Origin of the sequence: Pseudomonas sp. B19125 (assembly GCF_044218855.1) — a bacterium.
In the GTDB taxonomy this organism is placed as follows: domain Bacteria; phylum Pseudomonadota; class Gammaproteobacteria; order Pseudomonadales; family Pseudomonadaceae; genus Aquipseudomonas; species Aquipseudomonas edaphica.
On the sequence record NZ_CP162589.1, the window covers coordinates 4914443 to 4930194 of the forward strand.

At 59.5% G+C, this 15752-nt stretch carries 11 protein-coding genes, 4 tRNA genes and 2 pseudogenes; 6 read left to right on the forward strand and 11 right to left on the reverse strand.

Going from position 1 to position 15752, the window contains the following annotated elements; genetic code table 11:
- Nucleotides 1–26: 26 nt before the first annotated feature.
- Nucleotides 27–1130, reverse strand: a complete 1104-nt coding sequence (locus tag AB4P96_RS22185) for a polyamine ABC transporter substrate-binding protein (RefSeq protein ID WP_017136287.1) — start codon at nt 1128–1130, stop codon at nt 27–29.
- Nucleotides 1131–1268: 138 nt separating this feature from the next.
- Here AB4P96_RS22185 and AB4P96_RS22190 point away from each other — a divergent pair, with 138 nt between their 5' ends.
- Both AB4P96_RS22190 and AB4P96_RS22195 read left to right on the forward strand, forming a co-directional pair.
- Complete coding sequence (locus AB4P96_RS22190) at nt 1269–2060, forward strand: response regulator transcription factor (protein WP_017136286.1); 792 nt, start codon at nt 1269–1271, stop codon at nt 2058–2060.
- Nucleotides 2061–2178: 118 nt separating this feature from the next.
- Complete coding sequence (locus AB4P96_RS22195) at nt 2179–4398, forward strand: hypothetical protein (protein ID WP_395600095.1); 2220 nt, start codon at nt 2179–2181, stop codon at nt 4396–4398.
- On the opposite strand, the gene gltS is transcribed toward AB4P96_RS22195, so the two are convergent.
- Entirely contained in the window at nt 4355–5566 is a 1212-nt protein-coding gene (gltS, locus tag AB4P96_RS22200) for a sodium/glutamate symporter (RefSeq protein WP_395600096.1), read from the reverse strand. The genes AB4P96_RS22195 and gltS overlap by 44 nt on opposite strands.
- Before the next feature lie 93 nt (nt 5567–5659).
- Here gltS and AB4P96_RS22205 point away from each other — a divergent pair.
- Nucleotides 5660–5881 (forward strand): annotated as a pseudogene (locus AB4P96_RS22205) (hypothetical protein); the annotation flags it as partial.
- A gap of 68 nt (nt 5882–5949) precedes the next feature.
- On the opposite strand, the gene AB4P96_RS22210 reads toward AB4P96_RS22205, so the two are convergent.
- The 4 genes from AB4P96_RS22210 to AB4P96_RS22225 form a co-directional block, all read right to left on the reverse strand.
- Nucleotides 5950–6025 (reverse strand) — tRNA-Gly (locus AB4P96_RS22210).
- Nucleotides 6026–6029: 4 nt separating this feature from the next.
- Nucleotides 6030–6105: transfer RNA gene (locus AB4P96_RS22215), tRNA-Glu, on the reverse strand.
- Between the two features lie 105 nt (nt 6106–6210).
- Nucleotides 6211–6286: transfer RNA gene (locus tag AB4P96_RS22220), tRNA-Gly, on the reverse strand.
- A 3-nt stretch (nt 6287–6289) separates the two neighbouring features.
- Nucleotides 6290–6365 (reverse strand) — tRNA-Glu (locus AB4P96_RS22225).
- Between the two features lie 383 nt (nt 6366–6748).
- Here AB4P96_RS22225 and AB4P96_RS22230 point away from each other — a divergent pair.
- Nucleotides 6749–7507 (forward strand): hypothetical protein, encoded by a 759-nt coding sequence (locus AB4P96_RS22230; RefSeq protein ID WP_080593750.1) that lies wholly within the window; start codon nt 6749–6751, stop codon nt 7505–7507.
- Between the two features lie 690 nt (nt 7508–8197).
- Nucleotides 8198–9010: an alpha/beta fold hydrolase gene (locus AB4P96_RS22235; RefSeq protein WP_176991168.1), complete on the forward strand. Its 813-nt coding sequence runs from the start codon at nt 8198–8200 to the stop codon at nt 9008–9010.
- A 27-nt stretch (nt 9011–9037) separates the two neighbouring features.
- Here AB4P96_RS22235 and AB4P96_RS22240 read toward each other — a convergent pair whose 3' ends face one another.
- From AB4P96_RS22240 to AB4P96_RS22255, 4 genes and pseudogenes are all read right to left on the reverse strand, one after another.
- Nucleotides 9038–9955, reverse strand: a complete 918-nt coding sequence (locus AB4P96_RS22240; protein ID WP_371318485.1) for a methyl-accepting chemotaxis protein — start codon at nt 9953–9955, stop codon at nt 9038–9040.
- Nucleotides 9944–11005 (reverse strand): annotated as a pseudogene (locus AB4P96_RS22245) (HAMP domain-containing protein); the annotation flags it as partial. The pseudogene AB4P96_RS22245 and the gene AB4P96_RS22240, both read right to left, overlap by 12 nt.
- Before the next feature lie 114 nt (nt 11006–11119).
- Nucleotides 11120–12532 carry a PLP-dependent aminotransferase family protein gene (locus AB4P96_RS22250; RefSeq protein WP_017134452.1) on the reverse strand — a complete coding sequence of 471 codons (1413 nt, stop codon included), beginning with the start codon at nt 12530–12532 and terminating at the stop codon, nt 11120–11122.
- 203 nt (nt 12533–12735) lie between these two features.
- A complete protein-coding gene (locus AB4P96_RS22255; RefSeq protein ID WP_170039983.1) occupies nt 12736–13497 on the reverse strand; it encodes an SDR family oxidoreductase in 762 nt (253 codons plus the stop codon).
- A 228-nt stretch (nt 13498–13725) separates the two neighbouring features.
- Between AB4P96_RS22255 and AB4P96_RS22260 the strand changes: the two genes are divergently transcribed.
- Complete coding sequence (locus tag AB4P96_RS22260; RefSeq protein ID WP_017134454.1) at nt 13726–14733, forward strand: NADP-dependent oxidoreductase; 1008 nt, start codon at nt 13726–13728, stop codon at nt 14731–14733.
- A gap of 111 nt (nt 14734–14844) precedes the next feature.
- On the opposite strand, the gene pyrF is transcribed toward AB4P96_RS22260, so the two are convergent.
- Nucleotides 14845–15543, reverse strand: a complete 699-nt coding sequence (gene pyrF / locus AB4P96_RS22265; protein ID WP_017134455.1) for an orotidine-5'-phosphate decarboxylase — start codon at nt 15541–15543, stop codon at nt 14845–14847.
- Between the last annotated feature and the right edge of the window lie 209 nt (nt 15544–15752).

Genomic DNA, 15752 nt, shown 5'->3' on the forward strand with positions numbered 1-15752 from the left:
AAAGCACTCGGGCCTCACTCAGCCAGTCACGTACCGCTCTTCACCTTGGTCCACACACGTGTACGGATACGCTCCAGCTTCAAGGGCAACGGCTCAAGCGGCACCAGCGTGGCGATGGTGGCTTTGGACGGATAAATCCACGGGTTATCGCGCAACTTCTGCTCAACCAGCGCGGTGGCGTCCTTGTTGGCATTCGGGTACAGCGTGTGATTGGAGCTCTTGGCAATCACCTCGGGCTCAAGCATGTAATTGATAAACGCCAAGCCGGCCTTGGCGTTGGGCGCATCCTTGAGCAACACAAAGTTTTCCGACCAGACCAGCCCACCCTCGCGCGGCAAGCTGTAGGCAATCTTGCGGCCAGTATGGTTTTTCTCATTGATGGCCTGGGCCGTCAGCGCCCCGCTCGCCCAACCCACGACCACGCAGATATTGCCATCGGCAAAGTCGGCGTCGGTTCTGGAGGAGTCGAAGTAGAGGACATAAGGGCGGATTTTCAGCAGCAGCGCCTGGGCCTTCTGGTAATCCTCGGGGTTTTGGCTGTTGCTCGGCAGGCCGAGGTAATGCAAGGCGATGGAGATGATTTCACTCGGCGAGTCGAGCATCGCCACGCCGCAGGACTTGAGCTTGCTGATGTTTTCTTCTTTGAAGATCAAGTCCCAGCTGTCCACCGGGGCGTTATCACCCAGTGCCGCCTTGACCTTATCCACGTCATAACCAATGCCGGTGGTGCCCCACAGGTACGGAATCGCGTATTGGTTGCCCGGATCGTTAGTGGCGAGCAAGGCCAGCATTTCCGGGTCGATATGCGCATAGTTGCTCAGTTGGCTGCGGTCCAGCGGGGCCAGCACGCCCGCCTGGATCAGGCTTGGCAATACGTTGGAGGTGGCGACGACGACGTCATACCCGGTGCGCCCGGCCATGGCCTTGCTTTGCATGACCTCGGCACTGTCGAAGGTATCGATGTGCATCTTGGTGCCGGTTTTCTGCTCGTATTCCTTCGGTGTCTCGGGAGCGATCAACCCGAACCAGTTGTACAGGTTAACCCGGGGTTCTGCCGCCGCTGCGGGCGTGCTGGCCCCGACAAAGACAAGCGAGGCTAAAAAAATGGCTCGCAAATGTGATTTATTCATATAACTATCCTTGTCAAAAACGACAGGCCTTCATGGCCATCAACGCTGGTGGGTGAATATACCCGGCGTCGTCGAATAGTAAATACCTACAAATACTTAGCTCAGCCCCATGAATCCCTAACCCAAAAGGGGTAGTCCATGTCACTCGACCTTCACAACCTCGCCTGGCACCGGTCAGCCGGCAAACTCATCATGGAGCTGAACCGCCCAGCCTTCTGGAGCTCACTGGTTCGCGTGTTGAATGAGTATGTGCAGATCGACAATTGGGTGGTCCTGGTGTTCAGCAACCAGCAAGTCAACGTCGTCAGCGTGACCGAGGTTGCGGATGCCGACGAAGTCGACGCCCTGACGCAACTGTATGTAAAAGGCCTTTACCTGCTGGACCCGTTTTACATTGCCAACCGTGAAAACCCGCAGAGCGGTTTTTTCCATCTGTCAGACATTGCCCCCGAGCACTTCCTGACCACCGAGTACTACCATCAGTATTTCGCCCGGTACGTGTCCGTCGATGAGGTGCAGTACAACGTCCAGCTCGACGCGGATCGAACCCTGTGTATTTCATTTGGCAGTAACACGCGCTACACCCCGGAACAGATCACCACACTGGATATCATCAAGCCGTGGGTCATGGCCTTGATGCATCAACGCATGTGTTTTGAAGTCGATGAAGAAAAAAACCTCAGTGAGCCGCCGCCCTGGTCCGAAGCCATTGTGCAGTTGGGCACGCAGATCACCACGCGCGAGAAGGACGTGCTCAAGTTGCTGCTCAGTGGTTTTTCCAATAAAGAAATCGCCGGCAAACTGGCGCTGTCGACAGAAACCATCAAGGTGCACCGGCGCAATATCTACACCAAGCTCAACATCAAATCGCAGTCCGAACTCTTTTCGCGTTTTTTCATGCCTAAACAGGACGTTTACACGCTGAATTAGGCGCGCGATCACTCGCCATCCTCAAGAAGCCCCCGGGCGGTAACCTAGCCGTTCGGTCAGTTACCGCGCATGCCCCCTTTGCTTACCCTTTCCCCTGGTTTCTATCGGAGGGGGCGTGATGTCCTTGATCAGCGATGTAGAACGCGCTTGCACACGCCTGGCCTCAGCAGGATGGCATGACCTGTTGCTGCACCACGGCCTGGACATCACCTCGACAAGCCTGCGTGAGGAACTCGCCAGGCCTGTGCAGATTGATCGCACCCAGCCAGGCTTTGAGGATTTTTCCGCTGATGCCACACGCGGTATAGAGCCTGGGCACCCGGCCGACAGCCTGCTGTTTCATGCCTTCGCCTCGCCCAATGTGGTCACCGCGGTCCAGGGTAAAACGCTCACGGCCTTCCCCACAGCCGCTGAAATCGAGCACGTCCTCAATTATGTCTACGGCGCCGCTCCCCCGACCCTGGAGGCTTTGCAGCAACTGGCCGGTGAGGCGCAACTGGCGATTGCAGTGTTCGCGTATGAATACCGGCCCTACGCCGAAACTGTGCACAGGCGCCAGGCGGACCTGTGTTTCTCGCGTACCGGGGTGGCCCGGGTCGGCACGGCGGACGCGCTGTATAACCCGCAGCAAAGAGGTTTTTTGCCCTTTGTCGAGGGCCAGCCAAACCAGATGCGGGTGATACCGGCGCGCTACGGCGCGTTCATCGCTGCCCGGCACACCGGCCAACCGGCGCGGTTTGGCCCAATGGATGCTCAACCTATCGATGAGGATCTGGAGTTCTGGGTGCCCCTGCACAAAGTGTTCGATGGCAACGAGTGCCTGGCCGGAATGGACCTGACTGTGCAGTTGGAAAACCACCAGATCAATGAAAAAATCGGACAGATCCATAGGCGATTTCGCGATACCGGCTGGCAAGAGCCTGACATTCTCAACGCGCCTTTCGTCATTACCGAGGGCTTGTGCCATTGGGCGAATACCGATGAGTTCGCGCCGGGGCTGTTGATGCCCGACGCCAAAGAAGCGCTGGTGGAACTGGCCTATTACCAAGACCGTCCGCTGTCGTTCATGATGCCTCCCAATACCGGTGGGTTGGTGCATGGGCGCCATCATTTGCGCGACGACGGTTCGATCGAAGACCTCAACCAGCGTGAGGATGTCGACGCCATCGTCAAGGCGGGCGGCTACCGAGCCCTGCATTATCAGGATGCCATGGCCGACGGCTGGGTACGGGCCCACTGCCCTGCGCTGGAACTGGCGAGCATCGCCGCCTACTCCATCATCGGTGCGCCGGATTTTTTTCCGTTATGTGGGCAACGAGAGCTCAAGCAATGGTCCAGCGACCCGGCGGTTTTCCCTTGCCCTGCGCCGCCCTGCCCAGAGGTTTGGCATACACGGGTCAACCCACTGTCTGACGTGCGCTTTTTCATCAATCAAGCCCTTGCCGGTGGTTACTTCGCCCCTGAAGACCGTGGCGTCACCGCCATCGTCTCCCACCCACAGTCCTCTACAACACCAGGCCCGACGCTACCTGTGCAACGCACACAACGGCAATCCTGGCTGCCGGATTTCGCCAGCGGGGTCTTTGGGCCGGGCTGGGAAGTGGGCCGGGGCCTGGTCGACGCTCCGTTTACGAACATGCTGTGCGGTTATCAGCTAGCCAGCCCGTTTACCGAGGATGCACGCATCTGTGCGGCACTCGGCTCGTACTGGCCGGGGGTGGCGCCTGACTCCACCCGCAGCTTTGAACCGCGGAATGTTTCGGCCACGGTCATTCCGCTGACAGACAGCGAAATCGGCCTGGGCGACAGCCCGGCCTGGGATGGTCGCGCCGGTCCCACCTTGATTGAGTCGCAGGGGCGCATGCTGGTGCAGTACCGTGCTTATGAGTACAGCGACTACACGCAGGCCGCATTGGATGGCCAACTGTCGCTGGCCATCACCGGGCAGACCAGCACCGCGCAGTACCACCAGAGGGTGCTGGGGATGCGTCGTGCTTATGAGGCAGTAGGCGCCGGATCAGACAAAGAACAACGAAAACGCTGGCCATTGCTGTCGTATTTTCGGGTGCAATTGCCGGATAAAGCTTTCGAAGCTGCGCAGCAGGAGGCCGGGTTGCAACTCTCGGGTGAGGTGCATTTTTATACGCTGTACAAACATGGCGCGATAATCACCCCCACGCATGACTTCAAGCTTCGCCACGTGCAAATAGAGCAAGTCATCGACCTGTACATGAGCCACGACGCCGTACTGATCCGTCTGGACGGCGCCGCCTGGCGACCATTCGAAGGCCCCCTCAACCCGCCGCCCCCAAAAACGGCAACGCCAGGTACAGTTTGATCACCACCGCATTGGTAATGTCGATAAAAAACGCCCCCACCATCGGCACCACCAGAAACGCAATCGGCGATGGCCCGAAGCGCTGCGTGACCGCCTGCATATTGGCAATGGCGGTCGGCGTGGCCCCCAAGCCAAAACCACAATGCCCCGCCGCCAGCACGGCCGCATCGTAGTTGCGGCCCATAACCCGGAACGTCACGAAGATCGCAAACAGGGCCATCAGCAACGCCTGGGCCGCCAACAGAATCACTATCGGCAAGGCCAATGCCGCCAGATCCCAGAGCTTGAGCGACATCAGCGCAATCGCCAGGAACAACGACAAGCTGACATTACCCAGCAGCGACACTTCACGCTCAAACACCTGATGCCAGCCAAGCGCCGACAAGCCGTTGCGCAACACCACGCCCACAAACAGCACGCATACAAACGTCGGCAATTCGAAAGCCGTACCTTTAATAAAGCCATACAGGAAGGTGCCGACCTGCAAGCTGATCGCCAATAACGCCAGGGTCTCGATAAATGAAAACGCGGTGATCATGCGTTCCTGGTTGGGCTGCTCAAAGCCTTTGGGCTGGGGCGGTTGCGCCAACTCAACGCCGGGCACCTGCACACGTTTGATCAGCAAGCGGGCAACGGGGCCACCTATCAGCCCACCCAATACCAAGCCAAACGTCGCCGAGGCAATCGCCAGTTCGGACGCCGAAGCCACGCCATATTTTTCGCTGAACACCGCGCCCCAGGCTGCGCCAGTGCCGTGCCCGCCGGACAAGGTGACGGAGCCTGCCAACAGCCCCATCAACGGGTCAAGCCCCAGCGCCTTGGCCAGGGCAATGCCCATGGCATTTTGCACCACCAGCAGGGCCGTCACGACCAGCAGGAAGATGCCGAGGATGCGCCCGCCTTTCTTCAGGCTGGCAAAGTCCGCATTCAGGCCGATGGTGGCAAAGAACGCCAGCATCAAGGGGGCCTGCAATGAGGCGTCGAATCGAACTTCGATATCCGTTAATGCGCGCAGCAACAGCAGCAGCGCAGCCACCAATAAGCCGCCGACCACCGGCTCCGGAATACTGTAGGCGCGTAAAAAGCCGATACGGGCGACCAGCCAACGCCCCAACAGCAGCACCAGAGAGGCGGCGACCAGGGTTGAGTAAAAATCGAGTTGGAACATCTGGGCAGTTCTCTGAAGTGAACAGGCACACGGGGCTGGCCAGAGTAGAGACAGCAGAACCAGTACACACCCACCCGCTATTAACTACAGACTATTCCCACGCACTTCACAACAAGGCCTACACATGTCGCGTGCAGCCGCTATCGCTGGGTGGTCGCCGGTTTGATTTTCGTCATCTACGCCATTGCGGCGGCCGACCGCGCCAACCTCGGTGTGGCGATGCCATTTATTCGTAAAGAATTCGACATGAGCAACGCCGAGGCAGGCGGCCTGATAAGCCTGTTCCTTCTCGCCTATGCCCTAGCGCAGATTCCTGACCCGGCTGATTAAAATCAGCACAAACAAAAACGCCGATCATTGCTGATCGGCGTTTTCGTTAAATATGGAGCGGGAAACGAGACTCGAACTCGCGACCCCGACCTTGGCAAGGTCGTGCTCTACCAACTGAGCTATTCCCGCAAAATGGCGTCCCCTAGGGGACTCGAACCCCTGTTACCGCCGTGAAAGGGCGGTGTCCTAGGCCACTAGACGAAGGGGACACACAACTGAAACACATGGTGTGTATTTCAGTGCCCAGAGGTTAAATCCGAAGATTATGCCCTGGTTTCACTCAATGCCGCCCGAGGGCCACATTGCTTGTAAATTGGAGCGGGAAACGAGACTCGAACTCGCGACCCCGACCTTGGCAAGGTCGTGCTCTACCAACTGAGCTATTCCCGCATATGGCGTCCCCTAGGGGACTCGAACCCCTGTTACCGCCGTGAAAGGGCGGTGTCCTAGGCCACTAGACGAAGGGGACACACGTACAACATTCACTCCCTACCGCGTTTCGCTGTGTGCTTTACGCTGTAAGTGGCGCGCATTCTATGGATGGATTGAAAGGTCGTCAACCCCCAAGGATAAATTTATTTAAATCAATGACTTCGCCCTGCTTTCCGGGCCTTGGCGGGCATTCTGCCCGTCCGGGCTTTGACGCCTATATTCTGGCGCCCGACAAGGCGCTATAGTTCGTCCGAGCAAATGATGGCAATGTGCATCTATGCAGGGAGCCCGCCCGGCAACGCTTACCTATATAGAAGAAACTACCTGGGCAACTGGTCGAACAGTCCTATCCGCCGGATGGTCCAGTCACTACACTCCACAGCAAACCCTATAAAAGAGGTCACACCGGTGACACCACTCATGATCACCCTGCTGGTAATAGCCGGGATCGTAATACTGATCGCCATTGGCTACATGAACCACGTGGTGGAAAACAACAAGCTGGAAAAGAAACGTACCGAGATCGAGCTCAATGATCGGCTGCGTCGGTGCGGTGAAATCACCGAGACCTTTCCTGGCCAATTGATGACCCCGGCGCTCAAGCTGCTGCTCACCCGCCTTGAGCTGAACGTCAACCAGCGTCTGTTGCACCTCAACAAGTCCAGTGCAGCACTCAAGGCGCGTATCACTGAGTTGAATGCGCTGATCGCCCAGGGCGAATCGATTCCGGTGACCAACCCGCCGGCGCCGATCCAGACTGAAGCCAAGGCCAAGGATGTGCGTTTCCTCCTTGAAGCCCTGCATGGCCAAGTGACCCGCGCGGCTCAGGATGGTTTTCTGCCGACCAACGAGGCCAAGCACTGGATCAAGGAAATTCGTCATATCCTGGTGCTGCTGCACATCGAGTTCTTCAACAACCTCGGCCAGCACGCCCTGCAACAGAACCAACCCGGCCAGGCACGCCTGGCATTCGAGCGCGGTGTGCAGTACCTGCGTAAACAGCCAGAGCCGGTGCTCTATAGCGCGCAGTTGCAATTGCTTGAGAATCAATTGGCCCGTGCTAATTCGACGGTACTGACTAACAGCAAGCCGGCTGAAGATGAGGTCAATGAGTTGACTGAAGGGCTTAAAGTTGTGGATGCGGATGCGGAGTGGAAGAAGAAAGCTATCTACGATTGATCGTTGGGGGGCGCGCGCGGTGGATGGATGGGTTGGGTACATATCCGTTGCCGCGGTAACGGCTACTTAGGGTTCCGCCCTGACGGCGGCTCACTTTTGGAAAGACCGGAATGCCGGCCCAGCCAAAAGCAACCAAAAAGTCTTCGCCCCACCACTCGGCACCTCGCTTAGGCTCGGTGTGCCAGAACGAAGGCTTGAATCCGTGGGCCGCCTCAGATCAAAAGCAAGATCAAAAGCAGAGCACGGCGGCCTAGTAGCCGACCTGAGTGGTTAGTTCAAAAGCAAAAGCGGATTTGCATACACTGAAGAGCTGCTTTTCTGTGGGAGCTGGCTTGCCTGCGATGCAGACACCTTGGTGTATCAGGTACACAGAGTTGATGCCATCGCAGGCAAGCCAGCTCCCACAGTTGACCGAGTTTGGCTTTGCTGTTGCTGTTGCTGTTGCTGTTGCTGTTGCTGTTGCCGAGTGTTGGGGCGAAGACTTTTTGGTTGCTTTTGTCTGGGCCGCCATTCCGGTCTTTACAAAAGTGCCCCGCTGTCAGGGCGGACTCCTAAGCCGCCGTTACCTAAATAACGGATATGCCCCCCAACGCAACACGCCACAACAAAGTGCCATCAATTTGCACCTATCCCCCCGCCCCCGACTAGCGTAAAAAAGTGCCCCTAACTCCGTGAAGTCAGAGGCCTGCTATGCCTGTCGCCGTCATTGATGGACAACCGCTGCACTACGTCGACCAGGGCACCGGCCCGGTCGTTCTGCTGGGTTCAAGCTACCTGTGGGACCGCCACATGTGGGCGCCGCAAATCGAAGCCCTGTCGCAACAGTACCGCGTGATCGTCCCCGAGCTCTGGGGCCATGGTGAATCCGGCCCGCTGCCGGCCCAAACCCGGTCCCTCGACGACCTGGCGCGCCAGACCCTGGCCCTGCTGGATCAGTTGGACATCCCACAGATCAATCTGGTGGGCTTGTCGGTCGGCGGCATGTGGGGCGCACGCCTGGCATTACTGGCCCCAGAGCGCATCAACAGCCTGGTGCTGATGGACACCTACCTGGGCGCCGAGCCCGAGGCCACGCGTCAGTATTATTTCTCGCTGTTCAAGATGATCGAAGACGCCGGTGCCATCCCTGAGCCGTTGCTGGATGTGATCGCACCGATCTTCTTCCGGCCAGGCATCGACCGCGAGTCGGCGCTGTACCAGGATTTCCGCCAGTCACTGCAGGCCTTCTCCAAGGAGCGCCTGCTGGACAGCATCGTGCCATTGGGCCGCCAGATCTTCAGCCGCGCCGATATCCTCGACCAACTGCACCGCCTGGACACCGACACCACCCTGATCATGTGCGGTGAGCAGGACAAGCCACGCCCACCCGCCGAATCCAGGGAAATGGCTGAGTTGATCGGTTGCAGCCTGACCCTGATTCCAGACGCCGGGCACATCTCCAGCCGCGAAAACCCGGACTTCGTCAACGAAGCCCTGCTGACCTTCCTCGCCAACAACGCCTGATCGTACGGCTCCGCCTTTGCTCATTGATCAAAGGCGGAAGTGCCCCACCATGCCCTTGAGCTCCGCCCCCAACTGCGCCAACTGAATGCTCGACGCGGCGTTGCCTTGCATGCTCAGCGCCGATTGATCGGCACTCGCGCGAATACTGGTGACACTGCGATTGATCTCTTCGGCCACCGAGCTTTGCTCCTCGGCGGCGGCGGCAATCTGCTGATTCATCTGCTGGATCAGGGACACGGCAGCGGCGATGCTGCCCAACGCGCTCTCGGTTTCCAGCGCATCGCTGACGGCGAGTTTCACCAGCTCGCCGCTTTGCTGAATCTGCTGCACCGATGACTGCGCCGCACTGCGCAAAGTACTCACCAACCGCTCGATCTCCTCGGTCGATTGCTGAGTACGCTTGGCCAGTGCCCTCACCTCATCGGCCACCACCGCAAACCCCCGGCCTTGCTCGCCGGCACGGGCGGCCTCGATGGCGGCGTTAAGGGCCAGCAGATTGGTCTGTTCGGCGACACTTTTAATTACCCCCAATACCGTGCCGATGTGCTGGATTTCGGCACTGAGGCTGTCGATACTGGCGCTGGCACTGGTGCTGGAGGACGCCAGCAATTCGATGCGTTGCAGGCTCTGACGCACCACCTGCTGGCCGCTGTCGACCTTGGCATCGGCGGTCTGCGCCGCTTGCGCGGCTTCTTCGGCGTTACGCGCCACGTCATGCACGGTGGCGGTCATCTGGTTCATCGCCGTGGCGACCTGCTCGGTCTCCTCCTTCTGGCTGCTGACCTCTAGATTGGTTTGTTCGGTGACGCTGGAGAGTGATTGCGCAGAGCTGGCCAATTGCTCTATGCCGGCCTGCAAGCCGCTGACCATCTGGCTCAAGCCATTGCCCATCTGTTGCATCGCTTGCATCAGCTGGCCAATTTCATCGCGGCGACTGACCTCCATCCGCCCGCTCAGGTCACCGGCGGCGATCCGCTGGGCCACTGCGATCACACTGCGCAGCGGCGCCACGATCAGGCGGGTAATCAGCCAGGCTGCAACCAGCCCCACCAGTAACGCCAGTGCCGAGGAACCGACGATCAGCAGCGTGCTTTTCTTCAATTGCGCCTGCATCGACTGGTCTTCGGCGGCATACGCCTGGTTGACCCGGCTGACCACCTGGTCGGCGCGGTCATGCAATTGCTTGTAGACGATTTTTTCCTGAGCCAGCAAACCGGTGTACTCACCGAGCTTTTCGCTGAAGGCCGCAATATGCCCGGACACCTCATTGAGCACGGTCTGGTAACCCGCGTCCTTGACCGAGGTTTTCAACTGCTCAACCTGCGCCAGGGCCTGGTCGGCCTGTTCGATCTTGCCCTGTTCGGCGTTGTCGGCATCGGCCTTGCGGCTCTGGTCCAGGCGTACCCGCGCCTCGTTCATGGCTTGCAGCATCAAGCGAGACACCTGGCTGACCTGCCCGGCCTGTTCGATAAACTCGGCGCCCTCCTTGCCCTGGCTTTCCTTGAGGCCATAGGCGCCATCGTCGGCCAGGCCGGCTTGCAGCACATCGAGGTTATTGGCCACGCTGGAAACGGACCAACTGGCCATTTCCAAAGCCAGGTCCTTGGTCTGGGTCAACTCGACAAATTCATCGAACGCCTTGCGATACGCGGCCAACGCCTGTTCAACGTCGCCCATCACCGGCACATTGGCGGCGGACTGGGCCTTGAGCGTGGCCGCCAGGGCGGCCAGTGCATCGACGCTCTCATGCAAGGCATCAACGGCTTTGGGGTCGGCGTGCAACGCGTAGTCTTGCTCGATCAAGCGCACCTTGAGCAAGCCGCTGTTGAGCGAGGACATGGCATTGAGGCCTTCGAAACGCTGGCCAATGGTTTGCAGCGACCACACGCCAATGGCCGCCACCAGCGCCGTCAGCAGCAGCACCAGGAAGAAGCCCAAGCCCAGCTTTTTTGCCATACCGAGGTTGGCGAAACGTCGTTGCACGGCCGAAATCATTGCACTTGAATCCTCTTGCACGGGCAGATGCCAGCAAGCCTGGTTGCCATGCAGCGAGATTCGCAACGAGACGCCATTGGCACAAGACGTTGGCGTCACAATAATGGCAAAAAGCTACATGCTCGTCGTTTTCAGAATGGTTGAGGTCGATCTGGCAGGCCCCATGGCACGGAACAACTCCAAAGCCCGCTGATCAGCAGCATAGGCCACATTTATGCGCAGCCAGTCACTGTGCTCACCGCGGGGAGTGAACAGCGCCCCGCAAGACAGCAGGACACCAAGCCTGCGCGCGCACGCCTGCAACCGTGAATGATCGCCCAGGCCCGGCCGCGCCCACACAAACATACCGCCAGCAGGCACGGCAAACACCTGCCATTCCTCATCCTCCAGCACCTGCAGGGTGGCTGCCATTTGCGCATTCAAACGCTTGCGCAGGCGTTGCACCCACTTGCGGTAGGTGCCATTGGCCAGCAATGTGGCGACCACTGCTTCGGCAAACCGTGAAGTGCCGATACCGGTCAGGGTCTTGAGGCTGGCCATTTTCGCAACGATGTCTGTGCCGGCACTGACGTAGCCCACGCGCAAGGCACTGCTCAGGGTTTTGGAAAAGCTTGATACGTAGATCACCCGGTCATCATGGGGCAACGCCGACAGCCGCGTGCAACTGGCGTGCTGCAGGTCGCCATAGACGTCTTCTTCAATGATCAGGAAGCCATCGCGTCGCGAAAGCTCCAGCAACCGTTCAGCCACGGCGCGGCACAGGCTGGTGCCGGTTGGGTTGTGGTAGAGGCAGTTGATGAACAGGCACTTGGGGCGATGCCGTAGCAGCAGTTGCTCAAGCACTGGCATGTCCGGGCCGCCCACGGTGCGCGGAACTTCCAGCAACGTGACGCCATGGCGCTCCAATTGTCGATAGAGATTGGCGTAGCCCGGCGTCTCGACCACCACCGTATCGCCAGCCTTGAGCAGTGAGCGGATCAACAGGTCCTGTGCATGGCCGGCACCATGGGTGGTCAGGATGCGATCCAGGCAGGTGCCCACCTTTATCTGGGTCAGCCGCTTGAGCAGTTGCTCGCGCAATGCTGGCAGGCCCAATGGCGTGCTGTAGTTGAAGAGACCGGCCGTGTCGGTGCGGCTGATTTCCCGTATCGCGTAGCACAGGTCATCACTTTCACGCCATGTGTCCGGCAGCCAGCCGCAACCCAGCTTCAACTCGCCCAACGGGCCATCGACATAGGCGCCCCAGCCCAGCTCTGCACCCTCATACCAGTGGCCTTCAAGGCAAACAGGCGGCTGGGCGACCACAAATCCCGAGCCTTGCCTGGACGCCAACAACCCCTGGGCCACCATTCGCTCGAAAGCCTCGATCACGCTGGACTGGCTGAGCAGGTTGTCGAGGGCCAGTTGCCGGATGGACGGCAAGCGCGTGCCGGGGCTCGCGCCGCTCTTGCGTATCCATTGCGCCACCGCGCTGACGATTTGCTGCACCACCGGTACAAGGGCTTGTCGATCGATCCCTAAATCCATGAGCCACTCACTTGAACTGTCTGTTATTCAACCCCAAACAGTTAAGCACAGAAGCTCGCTCAAGCCGGCCGCAAAAAATTATTAAAGTATTGATTTTATTGACTTATTTACCTGCTGATACACATTCTGACGAGGCCTTGTGCCAGCCATGGAAACGCCCCACAGCAGCCCCATCCTTTTCTAAGAGTGCATGGCATGGAGTCCTAGATAGCCGTTGCGCCACCATCCACCGCCAAGGCTTGCCCGGTGGTAAACGCCGCCCCATCACTGCACAGGTACAGCACGGCACTGGCGATTTCCTCGACCTTGCCGATGCGCCCAACCGGGTGCATGGCGGCGGCGAACTCGGCTTTGCGCGGGTCTGCTTCATAGGCACGGCGGAACATGTCGGTGTCGATCACCGCAGGGCACACCGCATTCACGCGGATTTTCTTCTTTGCATATTCAATTGCGGCCGATTTGGTCAGGCCGATCACAGCATGCTTGGACGCCGCATAGATGCTCATCTTCGGCGCAGCGCCCAGCCCGGCTACCGAGGCGGTGTTGACGATTGCACCGCCGCCCTGGGCCAGTAACAGCGGCAGTTGATACTTCATGCACAACCACACGCCCTTGACGTTGACGCCCATGATTGCATCGAACTCATCCAGGCTGCCGTCGGCCAGCTTACCCTTCTCAATCTCGATGCCGGCGTTGTTGAAGGCATAGTCCAGGCGCCCATAGGCGGCGATGGTCTGTGCCATCAATTGCTGCACATCGGCGTCCAGCGTGACATTGCAACGCACGAACAGCGCTTCGCCGCCTGCTTGTTGAATCAACGCAACCGTGCCCTCGCCGCCCGCCACATCCAGGTCGGCTACCACTACTCTCAAGCCTTCTGCGGCAAATGCCAGCGCGGTGGCGCGGCCAATACCGGCGGCGGCGCCGGTCACCAGGGCAACCTGGCCGGAAAACGTCATGCTCATGGGGGATGTCCTATGCAAGAAATAGCCGTGGGCCGAGTCTAGCCAAGCCGACGGCGGGCGCGTCAGCACTATCATATGGCCGGTTGGGGTTGCATGAATCGCAGTGATAAGACGCCCAGGCCAACTATCAGTCCAACCTATCGGCGGGCATTCGCAGCCCCCCTTAACCTTGCCCACAGGCCGCTGAAGGTCTATCACTCAGGGTTCACTTCTAACAGAGTCCCTGCCATGACTGCCCAGACCAACCGCCAATTCCTGCTCGCCAAACGCCCGGTCGGCGCCGCCACGCGGGAGACCTTTACCTACCAGGAAGTGCCGGTGGGCACGCCAGGTGATGGGCAAGTGCTGGTGCGCAATGAATACTTGTCCCTGGACCCGGCCATGCGTGGCTGGATGAACGAGGGTAAATCCTACATTCCACCGGTCGGCATCGGTGAAGTGATGCGGGCGCTGGGCGTGGGCAAGGTGATTGCCTCGAACAACCCTAAATTTGCCGTGGGTGATTATGTGAACGGCGCGCTGGGTGTGCAGGATTATTTCCTGGGCGAGCCGCGCGGCTTTTATAAGGTCGACCCCAAACTGGCCCCGCTGCCGCGCTACCTGTCAGCGCTGGGCATGACCGGCATGACCGCCTACTTCGCCCTGCTCGACACCGGCGCGCCCAAGGCTGGCGATACCGTGGTGATCTCCGGCGCCGCTGGCGCAGTGGGCAGCATTGCCGGGCAGATTGCCAAGCTCAAGGGTTGCCGCGTGGTGGGCATCGCCGGGGGCGCCGACAAGTGCAAGTTCCTCATTGATGAACTGGGCTTTGACGCGGCCATCGACTACAAAAGCGAAGACGTGCCCGCCGCCCTCAAGCGCGAATGCCCTAAAGGCGTGGATGTGTATTTTGATAACGTCGGCGGCGACATTCTCGACGCCGTGCTCAGCCGCCTGGCCTTGAAGGCACGGGTGGTGATCTGCGGCGCAATCAGCCAGTACAACAATAAAGAAGCAGTGAAAGGCCCGGCCAACTATTTGTCGTTGCTGGTCAATCGTGCGCGCATGGAAGGGTTTGTGGTAATGGACCACGCGGCGAACTTTGCCGCCGCCGGCATGGAAATGGCCGGCTGGATGGCCCAGGGCAAGCTCAAGAGCAAGGAAGATATTGTCGAGGGGCTGGAGACGTTCCCGGAGACGTTGATGAAGCTGTTCAACGGCGAGAACTTTGGGAAATTGGTGCTTAAAGTCAGCTGACCCGATCGTTCCCACGCTCTGCGTGGGAATGCAGCCCGGGACGCTCTGCGTCCCAAAGCGTGACGCAGAGCGTCACAAGAGGCGTTCCCACGCAGAGCGTGGGAACGATCATCAGGCGATTTCGGCGACGACTGCGGCCAGTGCCTTGGCCGGGTCCGCCGCCTGGCTGATCGGGCGACCGATCACCAGGTAGTCCGAGCCTGCATCCAGCGCCTGACGCGGCGTCAGGATACGACGCTGGTCATCCTGGGCGCTGCCCGCGGGACGAATCCCCGGGGTTACCAGTTGCAGCGACGGGTGCGCGGTCTTCAGCGCCTGGGCTTCCAGGGCCGAACACACCAGGCCATCCAGGCCAGCCTTCTGCGCCAAGGCTGCGAGGCGCAGTACCTGCTCCTGCGGCTCGATGTCCAGGCCGATGCCGGCCAGGTCTTCGCGCTCCATGCTGGTGAGCACGGTCACACCGATCAGCAAGGGTTTCGGGCCGCTGCGCTGCTCGAGCACTTCGCGGCAGGCGTTCATCATGCGCAGGCCGCCGGAGCAGTGCACATTGACCATCCACACGCCCATTTCGGCGGCGGCTTTAACCGCCATGGCTGTGGTATTGGGGATGTCATGGAATTTCAGGTCGAGGAATACTTCGAAGCCTTTGTCACGCAGGGTGCCGACGATTTCGGCGGCGCAGCTGGTGAACAGTTCCTTGCCGACCTTGACCCGGCAAAGCGCGGGGTCCAACTGGTCAGCCAGCTTCAGTGCGGCGTCACGAGTGGGGTAATCCAGGGCGACGATGATAGGAGTCTGGCAGACGGACATTGGAATGGGCTCTCAGGCAAGTCGAAATCGGCGCGGATTGTAGCGCAAGCGGCGCCGTTGCGGGATCCGATGATCGGTAAAATGCTGATCAAGCGCGCATAACCCAGTGTTTTAAGAAGATGTGTCAAGACTGATACATTCCCGACATGCCCTCAACACGCCCCGCGACTAGCCTCGCGCACATGACCGCTCGCCCGGCACTTCCAGCC

What these genes read in the sequence shown, in the direction of transcription:
- AB4P96_RS22185 (WP_017136287.1), bottom strand. Translation starts at nt 1,130, where the DNA reads ATGAATAAATCACATTTGCGAGCCATTTTTTTAGCCTCGCTTGTCTTT.
- AB4P96_RS22190 (WP_017136286.1), top strand. Translation starts at nt 1,269, where the DNA reads ATGTCACTCGACCTTCACAACCTCGCCTGGCACCGGTCAGCCGGCAAA.
- AB4P96_RS22195 (WP_395600095.1), top strand. Translation starts at nt 2,179, where the DNA reads ATGTCCTTGATCAGCGATGTAGAACGCGCTTGCACACGCCTGGCCTCA.
- gltS (WP_395600096.1), bottom strand. Translation starts at nt 5,566, where the DNA reads ATGTTCCAACTCGATTTTTACTCAACCCTGGTCGCCGCCTCTCTGGTG.
- AB4P96_RS22230 (WP_080593750.1), top strand. Translation starts at nt 6,749, where the DNA reads ATGATCACCCTGCTGGTAATAGCCGGGATCGTAATACTGATCGCCATT.
- AB4P96_RS22235 (WP_176991168.1), top strand. Translation starts at nt 8,198, where the DNA reads ATGCCTGTCGCCGTCATTGATGGACAACCGCTGCACTACGTCGACCAG.
- AB4P96_RS22240 (WP_371318485.1), bottom strand. Translation starts at nt 9,955, where the DNA reads ATGGAGGTCAGTCGCCGCGATGAAATTGGCCAGCTGATGCAAGCGATG.
- AB4P96_RS22250 (WP_017134452.1), bottom strand. Translation starts at nt 12,532, where the DNA reads ATGGATTTAGGGATCGATCGACAAGCCCTTGTACCGGTGGTGCAGCAA.
- AB4P96_RS22255 (WP_170039983.1), bottom strand. Translation starts at nt 13,497, where the DNA reads ATGAGCATGACGTTTTCCGGCCAGGTTGCCCTGGTGACCGGCGCCGCC.
- AB4P96_RS22260 (WP_017134454.1), top strand. Translation starts at nt 13,726, where the DNA reads ATGACTGCCCAGACCAACCGCCAATTCCTGCTCGCCAAACGCCCGGTC.
- pyrF (WP_017134455.1), bottom strand. Translation starts at nt 15,543, where the DNA reads ATGTCCGTCTGCCAGACTCCTATCATCGTCGCCCTGGATTACCCCACT.